The 18413-nt window shown below is 67.8% G+C and carries 19 protein-coding genes; 7 read left to right on the top strand and 12 right to left on the bottom strand.

All coding sequences use genetic code 11. The features are described 5' to 3' along the window. The first annotated feature begins 69 nt into the window (after positions 1-69). Positions 70-852 carry an LppU/SCO3897 family protein gene (locus VMT40_RS19580; RefSeq protein ID WP_326359812.1) on the top strand — a complete coding sequence of 261 codons (783 nt, stop codon included), beginning with the start codon at positions 70-72 and terminating at the stop codon, positions 850-852. A 16-nt stretch (positions 853-868) separates the two neighbouring features. Here VMT40_RS19580 and VMT40_RS19575 read toward each other — a convergent pair whose 3' ends face one another. Next, positions 869-1063, bottom strand: coding sequence for a hypothetical protein (locus VMT40_RS19575; protein WP_326359810.1), 195 nt, complete (start codon positions 1061-1063; stop codon positions 869-871). 146 nt (positions 1064-1209) lie between these two features. Between VMT40_RS19575 and VMT40_RS19570 the strand changes: the two genes are divergently transcribed. From VMT40_RS19570 to VMT40_RS19560, 3 genes are all read left to right on the top strand, one after another. Further along, complete coding sequence (locus VMT40_RS19570) at positions 1210-2445, top strand: sensor histidine kinase (RefSeq protein ID WP_326359808.1); 1236 nt, start codon at positions 1210-1212, stop codon at positions 2443-2445. Further along, complete coding sequence (locus VMT40_RS19565) at positions 2442-3143, top strand: response regulator transcription factor (protein ID WP_326359806.1); 702 nt, start codon at positions 2442-2444, stop codon at positions 3141-3143. Before VMT40_RS19570 ends, VMT40_RS19565 begins: the two co-directional genes overlap by 4 nt. A 137-nt stretch (positions 3144-3280) precedes the next feature. Further along, a complete protein-coding gene (locus VMT40_RS19560) occupies positions 3281-3637 on the top strand; it encodes a hypothetical protein (RefSeq protein ID WP_326359804.1) in 357 nt (118 codons plus the stop codon). Between the two features lie 97 nt (positions 3638-3734). Here VMT40_RS19560 and VMT40_RS19555 read toward each other — a convergent pair whose 3' ends face one another. Beyond that, positions 3735-4382 carry a TMEM175 family protein gene (locus VMT40_RS19555; protein ID WP_326359803.1) on the bottom strand — a complete coding sequence of 216 codons (648 nt, stop codon included), beginning with the start codon at positions 4380-4382 and terminating at the stop codon, positions 3735-3737. A gap of 205 nt (positions 4383-4587) precedes the next feature. Between VMT40_RS19555 and VMT40_RS19550 the strand changes: the two genes are divergently transcribed. Beyond that, a complete protein-coding gene (locus VMT40_RS19550; protein WP_326359801.1) occupies positions 4588-5304 on the top strand; it encodes a COG4705 family protein in 717 nt (238 codons plus the stop codon). A 23-nt stretch (positions 5305-5327) separates the two neighbouring features. On the opposite strand, the gene VMT40_RS19545 is transcribed toward VMT40_RS19550, so the two are convergent. From VMT40_RS19545 to VMT40_RS19535, 3 genes are read right to left on the bottom strand one after another with little or no spacing between them, the layout of a single operon-like run. Then, a complete protein-coding gene (locus tag VMT40_RS19545; RefSeq protein ID WP_326359800.1) occupies positions 5328-6326 on the bottom strand; it encodes an extracellular catalytic domain type 1 short-chain-length polyhydroxyalkanoate depolymerase in 999 nt (332 codons plus the stop codon). Positions 6327-6349: 23 nt separating this feature from the next. Then, positions 6350-7093 carry a hypothetical protein gene (locus tag VMT40_RS19540; RefSeq protein ID WP_326359798.1) on the bottom strand — a complete coding sequence of 248 codons (744 nt, stop codon included), beginning with the start codon at positions 7091-7093 and terminating at the stop codon, positions 6350-6352. A gap of 25 nt (positions 7094-7118) precedes the next feature. Continuing rightward, entirely contained in the window at positions 7119-7832 is a 714-nt protein-coding gene (locus VMT40_RS19535) for a hypothetical protein (protein WP_326359797.1), read from the bottom strand. 227 nt (positions 7833-8059) lie between these two features. On the opposite strand from VMT40_RS19535, the gene VMT40_RS19530 reads away from it, so the two are divergent. Continuing rightward, complete coding sequence (locus VMT40_RS19530) at positions 8060-9292, top strand: MFS transporter (RefSeq protein WP_326359795.1); 1233 nt, start codon at positions 8060-8062, stop codon at positions 9290-9292. 12 nt (positions 9293-9304) lie between these two features. Here VMT40_RS19530 and VMT40_RS19525 read toward each other — a convergent pair whose 3' ends face one another. From VMT40_RS19525 to VMT40_RS19505, 5 genes are all read right to left on the bottom strand, one after another. Continuing rightward, positions 9305-10948, bottom strand: coding sequence for a glycoside hydrolase family 2 TIM barrel-domain containing protein (locus VMT40_RS19525; RefSeq protein ID WP_326359794.1), 1644 nt, complete (start codon positions 10946-10948; stop codon positions 9305-9307). A gap of 26 nt (positions 10949-10974) precedes the next feature. Further along, a complete protein-coding gene (locus VMT40_RS19520; protein ID WP_326359793.1) occupies positions 10975-12288 on the bottom strand; it encodes a sugar-binding domain-containing protein in 1314 nt (437 codons plus the stop codon). Positions 12289-12400: 112 nt separating this feature from the next. Continuing rightward, the gene (locus VMT40_RS19515; RefSeq protein ID WP_326359791.1) at positions 12401-13018 is read right to left on the bottom strand and encodes a helix-turn-helix domain-containing protein; all 618 of its coding nucleotides are present in this window, start codon (positions 13016-13018) and stop codon (positions 12401-12403) included. Between the two features lie 117 nt (positions 13019-13135). Further along, positions 13136-14077: a sigma-70 family RNA polymerase sigma factor gene (locus tag VMT40_RS19510; RefSeq protein WP_326359790.1), complete on the bottom strand. Its 942-nt coding sequence runs from the start codon at positions 14075-14077 to the stop codon at positions 13136-13138. A gap of 10 nt (positions 14078-14087) precedes the next feature. Beyond that, positions 14088-15278 carry an NAD(P)/FAD-dependent oxidoreductase gene (locus tag VMT40_RS19505; protein ID WP_326359789.1) on the bottom strand — a complete coding sequence of 397 codons (1191 nt, stop codon included), beginning with the start codon at positions 15276-15278 and terminating at the stop codon, positions 14088-14090. A gap of 153 nt (positions 15279-15431) precedes the next feature. Here VMT40_RS19505 and VMT40_RS19500 point away from each other — a divergent pair, with 153 nt between their 5' ends. After that, positions 15432-16484, top strand: a complete 1053-nt coding sequence (locus VMT40_RS19500) for a hypothetical protein (protein WP_326359788.1) — start codon at positions 15432-15434, stop codon at positions 16482-16484. Positions 16485-16534: 50 nt separating this feature from the next. Here the strand turns inward: VMT40_RS19500 and VMT40_RS19495 are convergent, their stop codons facing one another. Next, a complete protein-coding gene (locus tag VMT40_RS19495) occupies positions 16535-17422 on the bottom strand; it encodes an LLM class flavin-dependent oxidoreductase (protein ID WP_326359787.1) in 888 nt (295 codons plus the stop codon). Beyond that, positions 17419-18399 carry an NADP-dependent oxidoreductase gene (locus tag VMT40_RS19490; RefSeq protein WP_326359785.1) on the bottom strand — a complete coding sequence of 327 codons (981 nt, stop codon included), beginning with the start codon at positions 18397-18399 and terminating at the stop codon, positions 17419-17421. The genes VMT40_RS19495 and VMT40_RS19490 overlap by 4 nt, the downstream gene beginning before the upstream one ends. Positions 18400-18413: the final 14 nt, after the last annotated feature.

Below are 18413 nucleotides of genomic sequence, written 5' to 3'. Positions count from 1 at the left end.
GATCGGTTCAAGCAATCCGCAACATCGTCATGTGTCAGGCACCAGGTTCTCGACGCAGGAGGTGCGGTAATGCGTGTTCTGCTGGTCAAGGCTTCCGTGCTGGTGGCAAGCACCGCCGACTCGGCCAAGTCACCGGCGTATATCGCTGGCACCCTGCTGATCCCGGCGGCCGCGGTGATCATGCTGATCGTCGGACTCGTTCAACGCTCGAAGTCCGCGCCGAAGCCCATGGCACCCTCCCCGGTGCCCGCTCACCCCGGACCCCCAGCCGCTCCGGGATATCCGACCGCTCCGGTGTATCCCGGTCCTCCGGCCACCGCTAACCGCCCGAAGCGTCGCGGAACCGGGCTGATCATCGCGGGCGTCGTCCTGCTCGTTCTCTGGCTGGCCGGTAATGCCGCCCGCGCCGGAAAGTCATCGAGCCATGACACCGATCTCGTTGTCGGCGACTGCGTCTCGGCCTCCGACTACCGCCACGCCCGGCTCAACACCCTGCGTCCCACCCCGTGCGGCGACCGAGAGGCGGTCTACGAACTGGCGGCCAAGCCCGGTCCGGGCGGCACCTGCCCGGACGGGAAGAAACTGGCGGACTCCGACTACTTCGTGCTCACCGACGGTTCGAACGCACTGTGTTTCGCCGCCAACGTTGTTGTCGGCCAATGCCTTCGAGTCGATACCCAGAGCAATCCGATCACCCCCGTCGACTGCGCCGACCGTTCGGGTTCGGGCACCCTGGTGCGAGTCGCCGCCCGCTTCGACGGCACCACCGACCCCAGCCGCTGCCCCACACCACTGGAGTCGTTCATCACCGACCAACCGGCCCGCGTCATCTGCCTCGACGAGCCGAGCTGAGTGGAACGAAGCGGAGCTACTTGTCCTCGGGCGGAGTGTCCAGGCCGAGCATCTGGAGGAGGAATGCGCAGTCGGCGGCGTCGAGGGCGTGGCTCGCGACGGTGAGGGTTGCCGCGGCGTTCTGTTTCGCGCATGCGGCCTTCTCGGCCGCGCGGGCGGCGTTGAACTCGCTCTGCTCCTGACGAAGGGTGGTCTGTCCTGCAGAGTTCATGCGAATACTTCCCGCCGGTGGCGCCGGGTGACCGAATCCGAATGACTCGGGCCGACAGCCTCACCCTACGGTGTGCGCACCGATTCCGTGGTGATCTACGGCCCGGCCCGCCGGGTGCGGGGTCTCGGTTTTCGTAGTCTGGGCCGGTGGAGTATCGCGGAGCTGTGGCTTGGCCGGTGCGCCGTCTTGCCGTGGGTGCGTTGTGCGTGGTCCTGGCGTTGTTCTGGCTACTCGATCTGCAGAGTGTGTGGCCATTGACCTCGCATCGGCACCACATGGCGGACTTTGTCCCGATGGTCTCGGGCCCGGTGATGGCCGCGCTGGTGCTGGTGCCCGCCCGGAGTTTCCCCGTGGTGTGGCGGGCGGGGCTGGGGGCGCTCGGGTCGTGGTCGGTCAGCATATTTCTGGTGTTCGGCCACGGCGTGACCGGCTCGTGGGGCGCGATGGAGAGCTGGGCGCTGCTGGCGTTGCTGGTGCTGACCGCGTGGCGGGCCGAACCGCTTCGGGTCGCCGTCGGGCTGTGTGCGGTGCTGGGGTTGGCGGTGATCGTGGCTCCCCTGCGGCAGATCGGCTTCGGCTGGTGGATGGAGGCCGAGATCATCGCCTTCGCGGCGGCGGTGGCCGCCGCGCTGACATTCGGTGGTTACCTGCGGTCGCTGGACGTGCGCCGGGGTCGGGCGATCGCGCAGGTGCGGCAGACGCAGCGCCTGGAACTCGCCCGCGACCTGCATGATTTCGTGGCCCACCATGTGACCGGAATCGTGGTGCAAGCCCAAGCGGCGCAGACGATTTGGCGTAGCCAACCCGAGCAGGTCGCCGGGATCCTGGCCGCGATCGAGAAGTCCGGAGTGGAGACCCTGGACTCGATGCGGCGTCTGGTCCAGGTGATGCGTGAGGAAGAGAGCGCCACCGTCCGTCCCGGCGAGCTGCATGCCGACTTGGCGGATCTGGTCGCCGATTTCGGCCGCCTGGGTGGGGTGCACGCCACCATCACGGTGACCGACGCGGCGCGCCGGGCTCACCTGGCACCCGAGGTGGCGACCTCCGTGCACCGCGTCGTGCAGGAGGCATTGACCAATGTCCGCCGCCACGCCGCGTCGGCCGAGGTGGTCAGCGTCGAGCTGGACCGGTGCGAGGACACCCTGAACGTGCTGGTGCGCAACAGCAGCGCGAGGGAGCGGGCGATACCGGTCGGCGGTTCCGGTGGCCTGGGGTTGTTGGGGCTCCGCGAACGGGTCGACGCGGTCGGCGGGTCGCTGACCGCCGGGCCGATGGTCGGGGGCGGCTGGAATGTGCTCGCTCGCTTCCCGATTCTCGGGCCGGATCGCGACCCCGTGGCAGCGCCGGAAACCGGAACCGGTGTGGCACGATCGGATTCGTGAGCACTCCCGGGGCACCGGAGGCCCGCACCGATCCGGCGTCGATTCGCGTGCTCATCGCCGACGATCAGGAGATGGTGCGCAGCGGCTTTCGGCTCATCCTGCAGGCGCAACCCGACATCGAGGTCGTCGGTGAGGCGGGCGACGGCCTGGCCGGGGTGGAGATGGCCCGGCGGTTGCGGCCCGATGTGTGCCTGGTGGATATCCGGATGCCCGTGCTCGACGGCCTGGAGGTCACCCGCGCCTTGGCCGGGCCCGAGGTCGAGGACCCGCTGCGGGTGGTCGTGGTGACCACTTTCGACCAGGACGACTACGTATTCGGTGCGCTGCGGGCCGGTGCCTGCGGATTCCTGCTCAAGGACGCGGGCTCCGCGCTGCTGGTGGAGGCGGTCCGGGCGGCGGCGCGCGGTGACGCGTTGGTCTCCCCGTCGGTGACCGTGCGCCTGCTGCGGCACCTGACGCTGGGGGAGTCGCACACGCCGGAGACCGCCGGTTCGGAGCAGCCGCTCACCGAACGGGAGCTCGATGTCGCCCGGCTGGTCGCCCAGGGACGAACCAACCAGGAAATCGGGCAACAGCTGTACATCTCGCTGGGGACCGTGAAGACCCACCTGGGGAGCATTCAGTCCAAGCTCGGAATGCGGAACCGCGTCGAGATCGCGGCGTGGGCCTGGTCAACCGGTCAACTCTCCGGTCTCTGATCGTCGGCACCTCGGCCATTCGGCCGAGCCACACCGCGCGACTCCGGCCGAACGGCCGATGCCCACTCCCATGCGCCGCGACGACCATGGTCGTGCGTACCTCCACAGTCACTTCTACCGCCAGGGAAGAAGGAGCGATGGGTATCAAACGGTTCACGGCGATCGCGGTGCTCGCGATCGCGACCACGCTTTCCGCGGTCGGCACGGCGAGTGCGGAATCGATCTCGACGCCCACCAAACAGGACGGCGTCCCGCTCACCAGCGATCCCACACCTCCCACGAGCGTCGACGCGGACCCGAACCTCTCGATTCGAGAGTGCAACGGCCTCATTGGAGCGCTCATCGGCGCAATGGTCATGGGCTCCGGCAGCGCCTTCCCCGGTGCCCTCCTCGGCGCGGGCATCGGCTACGGAATCGGTTGGCAGGTAACAAATCCCCCGGACCCCTCCCTGGGCTGCGGCCAACCCCAACCCAACCCGGCCCCGCCAAGCTGACACCACCACTTGCGGGGCCGAGGCCCCGTCCCAGAACCGACGGGAGCCTGTGTTCGCGTCGGAACAGGTAGCGGCGGTGGCAACGACGCCGCCGCCGCTACCGTCCATCCGTTCCGGGCCAGCGTCGTCGCACCGCGCCCGGAAGTGGTGCGGCGACAACCAGAATCAGCAGGGACCACAGGCCGATGCTCGGCACGGCGACCGCGACCACCAGGGCGAGGAGGGCGGCGGCGACCGTCAGCCACCGGCTGGCCAGGTAGGTCGGTGTCAGTTCTTCGGCGTCGGTGAGCAGCCCGCCGCGGTAGAGCAGCAGTTCCTCCAGCCGAGCGATCGCCATGGCGAAAACGATGACGCCGACATAGATTCCGATGGCGAGCCGATCGTCATGATGGGAATAGACGTCGAGCACCGTCGCCACCGGAAGCGCGACCATCGTGAGGAGCCACAGCATGTTCACGCGAATCAACAGCGAGGTGTAGCCGGTAGCCCGCTCGAACAGGCGGTGATGCTCGCGCCAGAAAGCACTGATCACCAGAAAGCTGATCCCGGCGGCAGTGAGCGCATAACTATTGTCCGCCAAGAACTTCGACGTACTCGATTCGGCGACCCCGCGCGCCGTGTCGACCAGCGGCAGTGCGATCAGGGTTATGGCGATAGCGACCACCGCATCGCTGAAGAAAACCAGCCGCTCCAGCCCGCGCTCGGTGTGCGCCGGTCCCCCGGAGGCCTGTTCCCGCTCGCTCACTCCGCCGACTGTAGAACAACTTCGATGCCGCCGCGGGCCGGATCGGCCGCGCAGGCCTGACAACCGGGTCCTGAGGCACGCCGATGCACAGAATGCCTTGTCCCGCAACAGGTTGGTTCACAGCGGGTTCTCAGTGGTGGGGGCGCACAGTGTCGGGGTGACAAACCATGCGACACTTGCCGATTCGTCTTCATCCTCGCTGCTGGTGAAGGTTCCTCGGATCACGGTTCTGTTCTGGGTGATCAAGGTGCTTTCCACCGGGATGGGGGAAACATTCTCCGACTTCCTCGTCAAGCATCTGCCACCGGCGTTGGCGGTGGGTGGTGCGTTGTTGGCGTTCGTGCTCAGCTTGGTCGCCCAGTTCCGCGCTCCCGGTTATCGCGTGTGGGTTTACTGGACGGCCGTGGTCATGGTGGCCATTTTCGGCACCATGGTCGCCGACATCGTGGACTTCGTGGTCGGCATTCCGCTGGGCATCTCCACCGCGATTTTCGCGGCCTTGCTCGCGGGCGTCCTCGGGCTCTGGTATCGCAGCGAACGGACGCTGGATGTGCACACCATCAATACCCCTCGGCGCGAGGGCTTCTACTGGACCACGGTCGTGATCACCTTCGCCCTCGGGACCGTCGCGGGCGATTTCACCGCCGCGACACTGCATCTCGGCTTCCTGCTCTCGTCGGTATTCTTCGCGGTCGCCATCGCGATACCCGCGCTGGCCTGGCGCCGGGGACTCAACCCCGTGATCGCCTTCTGGGCCGCCTATGTGGTCACCCGACCGCTGGGTGCGTCGGTGACCGACTGGCTCGCCTCCGATCGCAATGACGGCCTGAACCTCGGCACCGGCTGGGTCACCCTGGTTTCGGCGATTCCCATGCTCATCCTCATCGCGATCCTCGCCCGCCGCACGAGCCAGGAGGGGTGACCACCGCACTTTGGCACAGGGCACTATTGCCCGGGGCAGGTGGACGCGGTCTTGCGGTAGCGGGAGAAGAAGTTCCAGGTGGCTTCGGCGGCGCTCGGGCCGGAGGGATCGGTGAACTTCGCGTACAGCGGGTCGGCGGTCCCACCGGACCAGTAGTGGTTCATGCCGTGGATTACCCAGTGCTCGCCGATCGGGCAGTTGGCCCAGGCGTAGGTCGAAACCTCGTAGGAGCGTAGCCCGGCCGGTGAGTACGCAGTGGTCGAGGACGGTGTCGTGCTGATCGGTGTGTCCGGGTTGCCGCCGATCACGCGATTGTCGGTACGGGTCCACTGATCGACGGCATCGGTGCCGCATTGGGGCGAGACGGTCGTGTCCGCGTCGCCGTGGAGTTCGATGAACGGCATGACATGTGCCTGCGGTTGGGCGGCCGCGGTGAGTTCGGCGGGCTGGTTGACCGGAGTTGCCGCTCCGCTCAGGCAAATCGACGAACCGAAGGGCCCGCCCGCCATGAGTCCCGCCGCGGCGAATATGTCCGGATAGGCGGCGGCGGTCGCTCCGGCCATGAACGCCCCCGAGGACATCCCCAGGGCGTAGACGCGGTTCTGGTCGATCGGATCGGCGGCGATCACCGCCTTGGTCATCCCGGCGATGAGGGCGACATCGCCGGAGTCGCGGCGCTCATCGCTCGCGTTGTAGAACCGCCAGCATCCGCGCGGGTGGAGGCCGTCGTCATTATCGACGTACAGGACCTCGAATCCGAACCGATCGGCGACGTCGTCATAGCCCGAGGCGGCCTGCTGCTGCGCGGCGGTGGCACTGCACCCGTGGGCGAAGACGACCAGCGGAACCGGAGCGCCGGTCCGCGCACTCGGCGGTGTGTACACCCGATAGTGCACTGTTCCTATGGTGGAGGGGAATTCGTAGACCTGAGTCGTCCCGGTCGCCGCCGACGCGGGCGCATCGGGCAGGGCCAGCGCGGTGCCCGCGATCGACGCCGCAAGTGTGGCAATAAGTTTCAGCACAACGGTCTCATCTCTGCACGCGGCTACTTGCCCGAGCCGCTCGAGGAACCGCTCATCAGCGGCTTGAGTGGAATCGACGGCAGCCGCGGGATCGCGTCGGGCACGCCGGTGCCATTCGGGTCGAGCAGGCCCCCGTGGTCGGCGTAGGCGCTCTCGCCGGGTGCGGCCTGCAGGGTCCTGACGTACTTCCAGACGCCGTCCACCAGTGCGGCTCCACCGAGCGCCAGCGTGCCGACCAGACCGCCCGCGCTCGCGAAGGCCGCGATCGCGGCCGGTGTCGTCGCCAGGCAACCCGGGCCGACGATCAGGCACGAACCCAGGCCGACGACAGCGCCCACCAGGGCGCCGACCACGAAGCCTCCGATCGTGCCGACCAGCGTGCCCGTGGACATGTGAGACGCGAATTCCGTGAGGGCCATTTGGTTTTCGAGCGGAGACGCGACGGGACGAACTCCGGTATCCGGTGTGAGGGCGAGCGTGCGGCCGTCGGCGCTGATGCGCTGGAGAATCGGGTGCCGCACGCCGTCGATCTCGTAGGCCAGGGGCAGCGTGTCGAGCTGTGCGCCATCAACGGCCCGGATGATCACCGACCCTGCGTCAGGGGCGAGGGCGAAGGTCGCGCCATCGAGCATGGTTACGACCGAATCCCCCTGTACACCAGCGTGATACGTGGCGGTCGTGGTCGGATCGGCGGTGGCCGGGACCGCCGCGAAGGTGATGGCGCCCGCGGCGGTGATCGCCGCGAAAGCCGTTGTGCGAAGCTTCATTCCGGATATTCCGTTCTCGCGCAGATCAGTTCTCGACGGGAGCGGGCACCCCGCCCGGCTTGCCTTGGACATTGGGGGCGTACTTGCTCTGTCCGGGATCGGTGCGCAGGATGCTGAAGTACTCGAAAGCCGCTGCGGCAGCGGTGGGTCCGCCGCCCAGGACCAAACCGGCGAGCCCACCGGCCGCGGCCACCACGCCGATGATCGGCAGCACGGTCACCACGCAGCCAAGTGTCAGCACCAGACACGACGCGCCAGCCAGCGCCACGCCGACCCCGATCCCGGCCACCGCGCCGATGGCCGTTCCGACCAGGCTGCCGATCGAGGTGCCCAGGCTGACCGAGTTGATCAGGTCGTTCATGGCCAACTGGTTCTCCAGCGGCGAGGCGACCGGTCGCAGCGCGGCGCGGTCGAAGCGGGTGAGATCGGGCAGCAGTCGCAGTGTGTGGCCGTCGTCGGCGATCTGCTGAATGAGCGGTAGCCGTTGACCGTCGAGGCTGACCGACAGCGGGACCGAGTCCAGCGCCTGCCCGGAGGTGTCGCGGACGGCGATGGACCGCTTGTCGTCCGCCAGCACGAAGACGCCGTTCTGAAGCGTCGTGACCACGGCGTTGTCAATGATGTTCGCGCGGTAGGAGACAGAGGCCGGGACGGTGTCGGGGGAAGCGGTGGCGGTCGCGGTGCCGGTAATACCGACGGCCACGATGGCCGCGGTGAGGGTCGCTCGGCGAATGTTCATCGGGGTGGTTTCCTCATCGAAACGGGGGAGATCGGTTGCACGAGGCGGACATTCGCGAGGTCCGAGAATTGGGCCGGGGTGTGACCCGCATCGCACGGTGCCTCCTTCGTGATCCAGGACACTAACCTACTAAATACTCGGTACGCTAGTGCTGTTCTCACATACCTACCATCTGTTCAGTAGGCGGGAGGGTGAGTGCGATTCAATCCAGTTCGCGAGGAGTAATCATGGGCCTGACCCGGGCAGTCGGAACCGAACAGCATCCTGGGGGCCGGTTCGGCGCCACACTCGGGGGAGCGGCCTTCGGCCAACAGCTCGTGGTGAACTCGGTCCCGAACATCCTGCTGGCGGTGCAGATCGAGCAAATCGATCCCGCCGATAAGGCGCTTCGGCTGGGAATCGCCACCGGGATCGCCGGGCTCCTCGTCTGCCTCGCGCAACCGACCTGGGGAATGGTGTCCGACCGATCCCGAAGCCGATTCGGCCGTCGCGCACCCTTCATCCTGGGCGGGGCGATCGTGACCGCGGTCGGCCTGCTGTCCTTGGCCGTGACCGACACGTTCGTGGGGCTGCTGATCATCTGGTGCCTCACCGCGACGGCGGTCACCGCCGGGCAGGCCGCGCTCGGTGCGGTGCTGCCCGACCGCGTGTCGGCATCGGCGCGCGGGGTTTTCGCGGCGGTCATCGGTCTCGGCGGGGTGATCGGCACGCTGGTCGGTCAGATCGCCATCGCGAAGCTCGTGCGCGGCGGCTTCCTGCTGCCCTACGCGGTGCTGGCCATCGTCCTGGTCGGCAGCGCCCTGCTGTTCGTGATCGTCAATCCGGAACCCAGAGCCGATGTGCCCGCCGCGGGCAGGATCTCGTTGCGGGCCTTGTGGATCGACCCGCGCCGACACCCCGATTTCGCATGGGTGCTCGTCAGCCGTTTTCTGGTGATGACCGGGTTCCTGATGATCAACGGCTACCTGCTGTATGTCCTCAGCGACTATGTCGGTCTGGGCCGTGATCGCGCGTTGCATCAGATACCGCTGATTTCCGCGATCAGCCTGGTCTTCGTCATCGCCTCGCTGGTCGGCGGCGGCATCTGGTCCGACCGGGCGGGACGTCGTAAACCGTTCGTGTTCTGGTCCGCGCTGGTCCTCGGGGCGGGGTTGATCCTGCCGCTATTCGTCGGGACCGTGCCCGGAATGCTCGCTTCGGCGGCGGTCATCGCATTGGGTTACGGGACGTTTCGGGCCATCGACATGGCGGTGGTCACCTTGGTGCTGCCTTCGCGGGAGGCCGCCGCGCAGCACATCGGGATCGCTTATCTGGCCGAGCATTTGGGTGCCGCGGCCGGTCCGGTGCTCGCGGGAGTGGTCATTACCGCCGGTGGCGGCTACGCCGCGTTGTTCGGCATCGCGGCCGCCTGCGCTGTGGGCGGCGCGCTGTGCATCCTTCCCGTCCGATCGGTGCGGTGATCCATCTGCTTATCAGCCGAGTGACAGATACCAGGTCCAGGTGAAAGTGCCTGGGCCGATCCGGAATTCAGGCAAGACGTCGGGGCCGACGGAAGCCGTCCCGAGACCGCGGTGGGCGACATCGCAGTGCACCACGGTTTCGGTTCGCCGGGGAAGTTCCCACTCGTGAGCATGGGAACTCAGGTCGGCGATGGTATTGCGGCTCACCGAGATATGCATGGGCCGATCGAAACCCATTCCCACGGAATCGATTCCGCGCAGTCGCAGCTCGGTGACGCCGCCGCGTCCACCGCTGTCCTGCGGGCGCAGATAGGGAACGGACATCTCGTCGATGGCCGCGTCCCAGCGCCCGAGCAGGGCGGCGGCCCGGCGGTCCGGATAGTTCTCGTGGGGGCCATCGCCGAACCAGCTGACGTGTTCGAAGCCGGGGGTCAGGCGTAGTTCGATGCCGACACGCGGTAGTTCGGTGATCCGGTCGGGCACCGTCACGTGCTCCTCGAAGCGCAGGATGCCGTTGTCCAGGAGGGTGATTCGTTGGGTGTGGCCGATCCCATCGCCGTGCGGCGTTCGGTACAGGGCCGTGATGTCGGCGCTCGTTGCCGTGGTCTCGAGCTTTTCGCAACTGCGGGTGAGGTTTTCGAGGCCGGTGCGCCGCAGCCGTCCGCGCACGAAGCGCGACAGGTCGTTGTCGGTCAGGGCGCGCCACAGGCACAGGCGCGGCGGTGCGGCGAGCAGCGGATGTCGCAGCAGCCCGTCCTCGTCGAGGTCGAGCCGCACCGGAGTGGTCGGGGGCGCTGGCCGAGTGGCGCGCCGCTCCCGGATGACGAGCTGGCGGACATCGAGTTCGGTACCCGGCCGCGCCCACGGGGTGGCCGTTCCGGTTCGAACATGGAGGTGCAGCGCGGCCGGTCCGGTACCCGCGAGCTCGGCCCGCGTCTCCGAAGGCAAAGTCACCGTGGCGGTTTCACCCGGCGTGAGCGTGGGAAGGGCGATCGGCCGGGCCACGCCGATACCGGCCTCGGTGGAGACGGCGACGGTGATCCGGAGATCGTCGAGATCGGCGAACACGCGCTCGTTGCGCAGGGTGACCCGGCCGTCGAGCGCGTCCTCGACGCCGTTGGTGAGAGTGAGCGGGCCGAAGATATGACGGACCTCGAGCATGGCCGGATGCGCGGTGCCGTCCGGGAAAAGCAGTCCGTCGATACAGAATTCACCGTCGTGGATCGTCTCGCCGAAGTCGCCGCCGTAGCGGTAATGGCCGTCGCCGTCGGGGTCGAGGCCGTGGTCGTGCAGCTCCCAGATGAATCCGCCCTGCAGATAGGGTTCGCTGCGAATGACCCGCCAGTACTCGTCGAGTGATCCGGTGGAATTGCCCATGGCGTGCTGGTATTCGCACATGATGAGCGGTCGGCGGGTGTGGGGGTTGTTCGCGTAGAGCCGTAGCGATTCCGGTGTCGGGTACATCGGGCACACGATGTCGGTGGCGTGGTGCCCGCCCTGCCAGTCCCGGGCGATGGCGCCCTCGTAGTGCAGCGGCCGGGTGGGGTCGGTGCGGCGGACCCAGCCCGCGGCGGCATCGTGGTTGGCACCGTATCCGGATTCATTGCCGAGCGACCAGGCGATGACGCTGGGATGGTTCTTGTCGCGCAACACCATTCGCGCGACTCGGTCGACGAAGGCGTTCAGGTACCGGGGTCGTCGCAGAGGGTGCTCGCGAAATCGTGGCATTCTATATCGGCCTCGTCGAAGACGTAGAAGCCGTATTCGTCTGTCAGTTCCAGGAATTCGGGCTGATTCGGGTAGTGCGCGGTGCGGATCGCGTTGACGTTGTGCCGCTTGAGCAGTGCGAGTTCACGTTCGAGATCGGCGCGGGTGAGGGTGCGTCCGGTGCGCGGGTGGAAGTCGTGGCGGTTGACCCCGGCGATCCAGATGCGGCGGCCGTTCACCAGGAGATCTCCGTCGCGAATCTCCACGCGGCGGAACCCGATTCGCTCGGTCACCGTCTCGAGGACCGTGTCGTCGGCGTCGAGCAGTTCGATCACGAGTTCATGCAGTGCGGGTGTCTCGGCCGTCCACGGCGTGATCGCGGGCAGATCCATGCGCAGGGTCACTCGGCCCGCGGGTGCGGGAAACATTCTGGCCCGCAAGGCATCGGCGACCGGCCGTAGCTGCTCGGGCATCGGTTGTCCGGCGAGCGCGGCATAGTGCAGTCCGAACGGATCTAGGCCCTCGAGTTCCGGTGGGATGTCGTCACCGGCTGGGAGTTCACGCGCGCGGCGCTCGGGCACCGGTCCCGTTGCCGTGACATCGCGAATCCGGGCTCGCACGGTCAGTTCCGCGCGTGGTTGCCCGGCGACGTGCACGGTCAGATCCAGTGCGCCGTGCCCGGTCTCACTGTCGTAGTCGGCCACCGCGGTCAGATCGCCGAGATAGGTGGGGCCGGTGGCGTAGAGGTACACGTCGCGGGTGATGCCGCCGTGCCACCACTGATCCTGGTCCTCGAGATAGCTTGCCGCCGACCACTTCACGACGGTCAGCACCAGCTCGTTGCCGCCGGGACGCAATGCGTGGGTGATGTCGAATTCCGCGGCCAGATGGCTGTCGGTGCTCGTGCCGATCTCTCGCCCATTGACCCGGACGAGCAGCAGGCTCTCCGCCGCGCCCACGTGCAGCACGACGCGGCGGCCCGCCCACGACTCGGGCACGGTGAACGCGCGGCGGTGCACGCCGGTCGGGTTCTGCGCGGGAACCTGCGGTGGCAGCTCGGCGAAGGGCATCCGAACATTGGTGTAGATCGGCAGGTCGTCGAATCCCTGCATGGTCCACGCCCCCGGCACGGTGATCGACGACCAGCTCTCGCCGAGCGTTGACATGGGGGTGGGAAGCAGCTGAAAGTCCCAGCGGCCGTTGAGATCTACCCGATCGCGATGGGTGATGGCGTGGGCGGGTACCCGGCCGGTTCCGGTGTGCTCGGGAACGGTCCAGACAGCAGGCATCGATGGGGCCCTTTCGGCTCGTGACCGGGTATTCGATCGACCACGGTAGCTTACCGAATGGTTGGTAGGTCAGTATGCCCAGGGCGGCGCGGTCGCCCGCGATCGCGGCCGTCTACGCGGGACCGGGCACGCCGAGCTCTCCGGCGAGCATGCGGGTGAAGGCGCGCATCCCACCCACCATGTCGAAGTTCTCGTCCAGTAACCACTGGTGTTCGAGTCCCAGAAACGCGGCAATGATGACCGAGGCCAGGTTCTCGACGTCGACGGTGTCGGCGATTTCGCCGGTTTCCTGTGCGGCGGTGCCGCGTTCGAGTATCTGGGCGCGCATGCGTGCCAGGCGCCGTCGCGACCATTCCGATGCGGCCTCGGCGCCCTCGCCCGAGGCGAGCCCGCAGACATGTGCCAGCCGAATGGCATCCCGATTGCCCAGGTTGCGTTCGGTGGACCGGACCATCTGCTCCAGGGTCTGCGCGATGGTCAACCCGTCGTACAGACCGTGCTCATCGGCCTGGCCGTCCTGACGATCCCGCTCCTCCAGCACCGCGATCAGCAGCGACCGCTTGTCCGAGAAGTGGTGCAGCAGACCGGGTTGCGACAGTCCCACCCGCTTCGCGATGGCCGCCAGCGACGTACCCCCGTAGCTGCGCTCGGAGAACAATTCGAGCGCCGCCTGCAGGATCCGTTCGCGCGCCAGCCGCCCGGACTGATCCGCGACAAGCGTGCGTGCCATCCCTCGCCCCTCTCTCGACCGTCGAACCTCGGCCATCATGCCTGCCGACTATTCGGTAGGCAGGTGGCCGAGTCTACCCCTGGGGCCCAGGTGATCTCGCGGACCTGGTGAGCGCCTTCACCACGAAGCGATCAGCGGTGCGGCATGCTCTTGTCGCCGCCACTCCTCGGTGAGGCGAGCGAGGCGGTGCGGGGTGGCGATGCCGCGCACGCCTGCGATCTTGTTGTCGCGGATCTCCAGGATCGTGACGCCCAGGACCCGGGCGTCGAGCGCGACCAGCATGGCCGGGCAGCCATTGACCACGACGGCATGGATCGAGGGCGAGCCGCCCACGAGATTCCGTTTGGCCGGGGAGGGCTCGAGACCGATCCGCACCGCGCGGGCGATCTGTTCCGGATTCGCGTAGTGGATCAGCCTCGCGCCCAGTCCCAGTCCGGCGCTGTCGGAGATGCCGGTCGCGTCGTCGGTCAGCAGCGTCACCAGCCGTTCGGTCCGGCCCGAGGACGCGGCGGCGACGAACGCCTCCACGATTCGATGCGCGGAAGCGCAGTCGACGTCACTGTTGTTGCCGTCCACGGTGATTCGACGCCGGGCGCGGTGTGCGTGCTGCTGGCTCGCGGATTCGGTGATGCCGAGAATATCGGCGATCTCGGCGTGACTGTACGAAAAGGCTTCGCGCAGAACATAAACGGCGCGTTCGACCGGCGACAGCCGTTCCATGAGCGTCAGCACCGCCAGGGTCACCGATTCGCGCTGCTCGATGGTGTCGGCCGGACCCAGCATGGGGTCGCCGTCGAGGAGTGGTTCGGGCATCCAGGCGCCGACCGCGCGTTCGCGCCGCGCCTGCGCCGAACGGAGCCGGTCTAGCGCCAGATTGGTGACGACCTTGGTCAGCCAGGCCTCGGGCACCCTGACATACCCCCGATCGGTCGCCTGCCACCGCAGGAACGCGTCCTGCACCGTGTCCTCGGCATCGGCGGCCGAGCCGAGCAACCGATAGGCGAGGGAGGCCAGCCGATGTCGGCTGGCCTCGAAATGCGCCACGGTGGCCGAGTCCATGGGCGCGAATCTATCGGGCGACCAGAGCGGGCGAGTGCGCGCGGGCAGTGGTCGCGCGGTATTTGTGAATCGGTTTCCCCATGGTCGGGTGACTGATCGCCCAGCCGCTGGTCGCCACGATCGCCGATTTGATCCGGGTCGCCGATCGGCCGCACAGGGCCCCGGGCTTCGCGCGCGCGTCGTCATCGACCAGTTGGAAGATCGCGTCCTTGCGGCCGAGGCTGATGTGGTTGCCGAAGTAGGTGAGCGCGGTCGTCTTGATCTTGCGTCCGGTCCGGTCGCCGATGATCGCGGCCGTGGCCTGCGCGCTGGTGTATCCCGCTGAAGCGCACGACATTGGCAAAGGATGACCGTTTTCGCCGATGATGAAGGCGCTGTCACCGGCGACGTAGACGTCCGGGTGCGAGACCGACCGCAGCTGCCGGTCGACCGTGATCTGACCGTTGGGCATCACCTCGAGTCCGCTGGCGGCGGCGATGGGAGGGACGGCGAACCCGGCGGCCCACACGATCGCGTCCGCGGCGAAGGCCGTGCCGTCGGCCGCGATCGCCGCATCCTGTTCGACGCGCGCGATGGTGGTGTGCTCGTGGACCGCGATATCGAAGCGGTCGAAGGCGCGTAGCAGGTGGCGTCGGGCCTTCGGACCCAGCCAGCCGCCCAGTTCGCCACTGGTGGCGACGCCGACCCGAAGTCCCGCACGGGCTTCGGCGATTTCGGTGGCGGTCTCGATCGCGGTCAGGTTGCCGCCGACCACCAGTACCGTCGCACCCTCGCCCAGCTCATCGAGGCGTGCGCGCAGGCGCAACGCGGCCGGTCGCTGCGCCACGTGGAAGGCGTACTCGGCGACGCCCGCGACACCGTGATCGGCGGCGGTGCTACCGAGCGCATAGAGGAGGGTGTCGTATTCGATCCTGTCGATGACCTCGCCGTCATCGATCGTGACGGTCCGGTGCTCGACATCGACGCCGGTTATCCGCGCCACCCGCAGCCGGATCCCGGTGCCCGCGAACACTTTCGCGAGCGGTCGCTGGCGTAGCTTGTGCCCGGCGGCGAGCTGATGCAGGCGCAGCCGCTCGACGAAATCGGGTTCGGCATTGACGACGGTGATCTCGAAGTCGTCGGTATGCAGTTGGCGGGCAAGGTATCCGGCGGAGAAGGCTCCGGCGTATCCGGCCCCGAGGACGACAATGCGGTGCGGCATGGTTCGCTCCTGTCTGTTCGCGTGCTCCCTGAACGAGAGAGCCCGCGATTTCCTGACAGCCTCGCCCGGTGATGTGGATCACGCCTCGCGGCTGTCAGAAATCTCCCCGCTCCGGCGTCTAGTGCTCGAGCCCCTCGAAGCGAAGGAGACACCGTGAACGAGAACACCGAGGTGAGCACCGGCCACAGCCCCAATGTCCAAGGAGCAGTAATGAATACCCCGGCGGCGCTCGCCTCCGATGTACCCGCGTCTCGATGGTCGGCGGTGGCAGGGACGGTCCTGCTGCTCACGGCGGTCATCGGTGTCCTGCTCGTCGCCTTCGCCTGGCCCTCCGTGCGGTCGTCGGTGCACGATGTGCCGATCGCGATCGCGGGGCCACCCACCGCGGTAGATCGGGTTCGCACCGCGTTGGAACAGCGGGTGCCGGGCGGGTTCGAGATAACCGCGGTCGACGACACCGCCGCGGCCGAGAAACTCATCGGTGATCGGCGCGTGTACGGGGCGATCGACCTGAGTTCCGGTGCCCCGCAGGTCATTATCGCCTCCGCCGCGAGCACCGCGGTCGCCCAGACCCTGCAGGCCACGACCGGCCTCGGCCAGACGGGCGGTACGCCGGTCGCCGTCCGTGATCTCGCGGCCCTGCCCGCCCACGATCCCCGTGGCGCCGGACTGTCCGCGGGCGCGCTGCCTCTGGTCATGGGCGGTCTGCTGTCCGCGGTGCTGCTGACCAGACTCGTGCACGGCACCGCCCAACGGGCCACCGGCGCAGTCGCTTTCGCGCTCACCGGCGGCCTGACGGTAGCCGCCATCCTGCAATTCTGGCTGGGCTCACTGAGCGGTTCCTACCCGGCCAACGCCGGTGCCGTCGGCCTGACCATCGCGGCCACCTCACTGACCGTTCTCGGCTTGGAATCACTACTCGGATACGCCGGAATCGGCATCGGCGCAGTGCTCATGATGCTCATCGGCAACCCCCTCTCGGGTACCGCGACCGCCCCGGAAATGCTCCCCGGATGGTCCGGCACCCTCGGCCAACTCCTGCCGCCCGGTGCCGGAGCCCGCCTCCTGCGATCAACCGCCTTCTTCGACGGCCGCGGCGCCACCCACGCCCTCTTCGTACTCGCCACATGGGTCACCCTCGGCGCCATCTTGTGCCTGGTCGGCGGATTGCGTTCGGCCCGTTCGACTGTCGTGTCAACACGATGACGGAGGTGGGTGTCTACGAAGCCGTACGGAGCAGACAGCATGGTGTCGTCTCAGGTTCTCAGGGCCCGGGTCATCGGCGCGACCTCGTTGATCCATCGGCGTAGCTGGGTCTCGTCCGGGGATTCGGGCCAGTAGACGAAGGTGTCGAAACCGGTGCCGTCGGCGAGGTCGGCCAGGATGCGGGCCCAACCGGCGGCGTTGGTCCGGATGGGTGCCTCGCCACGCAGGTCGACCGGGCCCGGGGCGTCGGTGATGTGCCCGACCAGCTGCGCGATCCTGGTGATGCTCGCCGGGTCACGGCCCGCGTCCGTGGCGGCCGCCGAGATGATCTGTTGCGCGGCAGCCCATTTCTCGTATGGCAGGTAGTGCGGGATCGGCGCCGCCCAGCCATCGGCGATGCGACCGGTCAGTGCGTGAGCCTTCGGCCCGACGCTGCCGAACCAGATGCCGACCGAATGTGCTGGGGCAGGACCGGATTGCACGCCGTGCACGGCGTAGTAGGAACCGTCCTCGTGCGCCTTCCGCCCGGGTATCCACATCGCGCGGATGATGCGGGTGGCCTCCTCGAGCGCTTGCAGCGCTTCGGGATTCGTCCGTGCCGGGCCGCCCATGGCCGAAATCCCTTGCCAGAAAGCACCCGCGCCCAGCGCCAGCTCGAACCTGCCCGCGCTCAACAGATCCAGGGTGGCGGCCTGCTTGCCGAGCATCGCTGGACCGCGCATTGGCAGGCTGGCCACGTCCGGGAACACCCGCAGCCTCTCGGTGTCGGCCAGCACGGTGGCGATGACCGCGAAGGTGTCGGCCAAGGATCCCGCATAGGGGTGGTCCTGGATGCCGAGTAGATCCAATCCCTCCCGGTCGGCCAGCCGGGCGAGCTCACGTAGTTGTTCGAGCTCGGACGCGGTGGGTGCCAATTGCATCCCGAATCGGAGGGTCATGAGGGCTCCTGTGCGTTCACCATGATCGCGGCCTTGCCGAAGCCGCGCCGATGCTCGACCCAATGCTGGGCAGCGGAGGCATCGGAGAGACCGAACTCGGCGCCGACCACAATCCGCACCGCGCCTGCGTCGACCAGTTCCGTGATCGCCGCGAGAGCCATTGGATCGGGTTCGACCAGGCACGAGGCCACCCGGATACCCCGCTCCGCCGCGGCGTCCCGGTATCCGTTGATCGACCACGCGGTCGCCAATGCGATCCCCCCGCCGGGCCGTACGCGGTCGAAAAGGGAAGCGCCGAAATCGGATCCCACCAGATCGAGCACCGCGTCGACCTTGCCGATCGCCGCGACGGCGTCCGGATCGGTGTAGTCCACGCAGCTGTGCGAACCCAATTCGCGCAGTGCGGTGTGGTTTTCGGGACGGGCCAACGCGGTGACCACGGCCCCGCGCGCGGCCGCCAGTTGCACCGCGACATGCCCCACGCCGCCGGAAGCACCGCTGATCAGCACGTGCTGACCCGCCCGGGTGCCGAGTGCGTCGAGCATCTGCCACGCCGTCAGCGCGGCCATCGGCAAGCATCCCGCCTCCGCGAAGGACGCCGATTTCGGCATGGGTACAAGGTGATACGCGGGGACTGTCAGGTATTCGGCGTACGTGCCCGCAGGGTAGGGAAACCAGGCCAGACCGTACACGCGGTCGCCCACCGCGTGGCGAGTCACGCCGTACCCCACCGCGTCCACCACGCCCGCGACATCCCACCCGGGGATGCAAGGCAGCCGCATGGATTGCTCATAGCCGGAATTGCGGCCGGTGTGCATGTCGATCGGGTTCACGCTTGTCGCCCGTACCGCGACGCGCACCTCCCCGGCGGCAGGCTCGGGCCGCGCGACCTCGGCGATCTCCAGCGGTGATCCCCATTCCCGGTGTAGCGCCGCACGCATGGTGGCACTGCTCGCCCGGCGAGCACCGACGATCATGCGGCCCACACCAA

It is taken from the genome of Nocardia sp. CDC160 (assembly GCF_035818795.1).
Classification (GTDB): domain Bacteria; phylum Actinomycetota; class Actinomycetes; order Mycobacteriales; family Mycobacteriaceae; genus Nocardia.
Note: the sequence above shows the minus strand (reverse complement) of the source record. Positions and strands in the feature narration are given on the sequence as shown.

Excerpts from the sequence above, each read along its gene's own strand:
- VMT40_RS19580 (WP_326359812.1), top strand. The coding sequence starts at position 70 with ATGCGTGTTCTGCTGGTCAAGGCTTCCGTGCTGGTGGCAAGCACCGCC.
- VMT40_RS19575 (WP_326359810.1), bottom strand. The coding sequence starts at position 1,063 with ATGAACTCTGCAGGACAGACCACCCTTCGTCAGGAGCAGAGCGAGTTC.
- VMT40_RS19560 (WP_326359804.1), top strand. The coding sequence starts at position 3,281 with ATGGGTATCAAACGGTTCACGGCGATCGCGGTGCTCGCGATCGCGACC.
- VMT40_RS19540 (WP_326359798.1), bottom strand. The coding sequence starts at position 7,093 with ATGAAGCTTCGCACAACGGCTTTCGCGGCGATCACCGCCGCGGGCGCC.
- VMT40_RS19535 (WP_326359797.1), bottom strand. The coding sequence starts at position 7,832 with ATGAACATTCGCCGAGCGACCCTCACCGCGGCCATCGTGGCCGTCGGT.
- VMT40_RS19530 (WP_326359795.1), top strand. The coding sequence starts at position 8,060 with ATGGGCCTGACCCGGGCAGTCGGAACCGAACAGCATCCTGGGGGCCGG.
- VMT40_RS19525 (WP_326359794.1), bottom strand. The coding sequence starts at position 10,948 with ATGGTGTTGCGCGACAAGAACCATCCCAGCGTCATCGCCTGGTCGCTC.
- VMT40_RS19520 (WP_326359793.1), bottom strand. The coding sequence starts at position 12,288 with ATGCCTGCTGTCTGGACCGTTCCCGAGCACACCGGAACCGGCCGGGTA.
- VMT40_RS19515 (WP_326359791.1), bottom strand. The coding sequence starts at position 13,018 with ATGGCACGCACGCTTGTCGCGGATCAGTCCGGGCGGCTGGCGCGCGAA.
- VMT40_RS19510 (WP_326359790.1), bottom strand. The coding sequence starts at position 14,077 with ATGGACTCGGCCACCGTGGCGCATTTCGAGGCCAGCCGACATCGGCTG.
- VMT40_RS19505 (WP_326359789.1), bottom strand. The coding sequence starts at position 15,278 with ATGCCGCACCGCATTGTCGTCCTCGGGGCCGGATACGCCGGAGCCTTC.
- VMT40_RS19495 (WP_326359787.1), bottom strand. The coding sequence starts at position 17,422 with ATGACCCTCCGATTCGGGATGCAATTGGCACCCACCGCGTCCGAGCTC.
- VMT40_RS19490 (WP_326359785.1), bottom strand. The coding sequence starts at position 18,399 with ATGATCGTCGGTGCTCGCCGGGCGAGCAGTGCCACCATGCGTGCGGCG.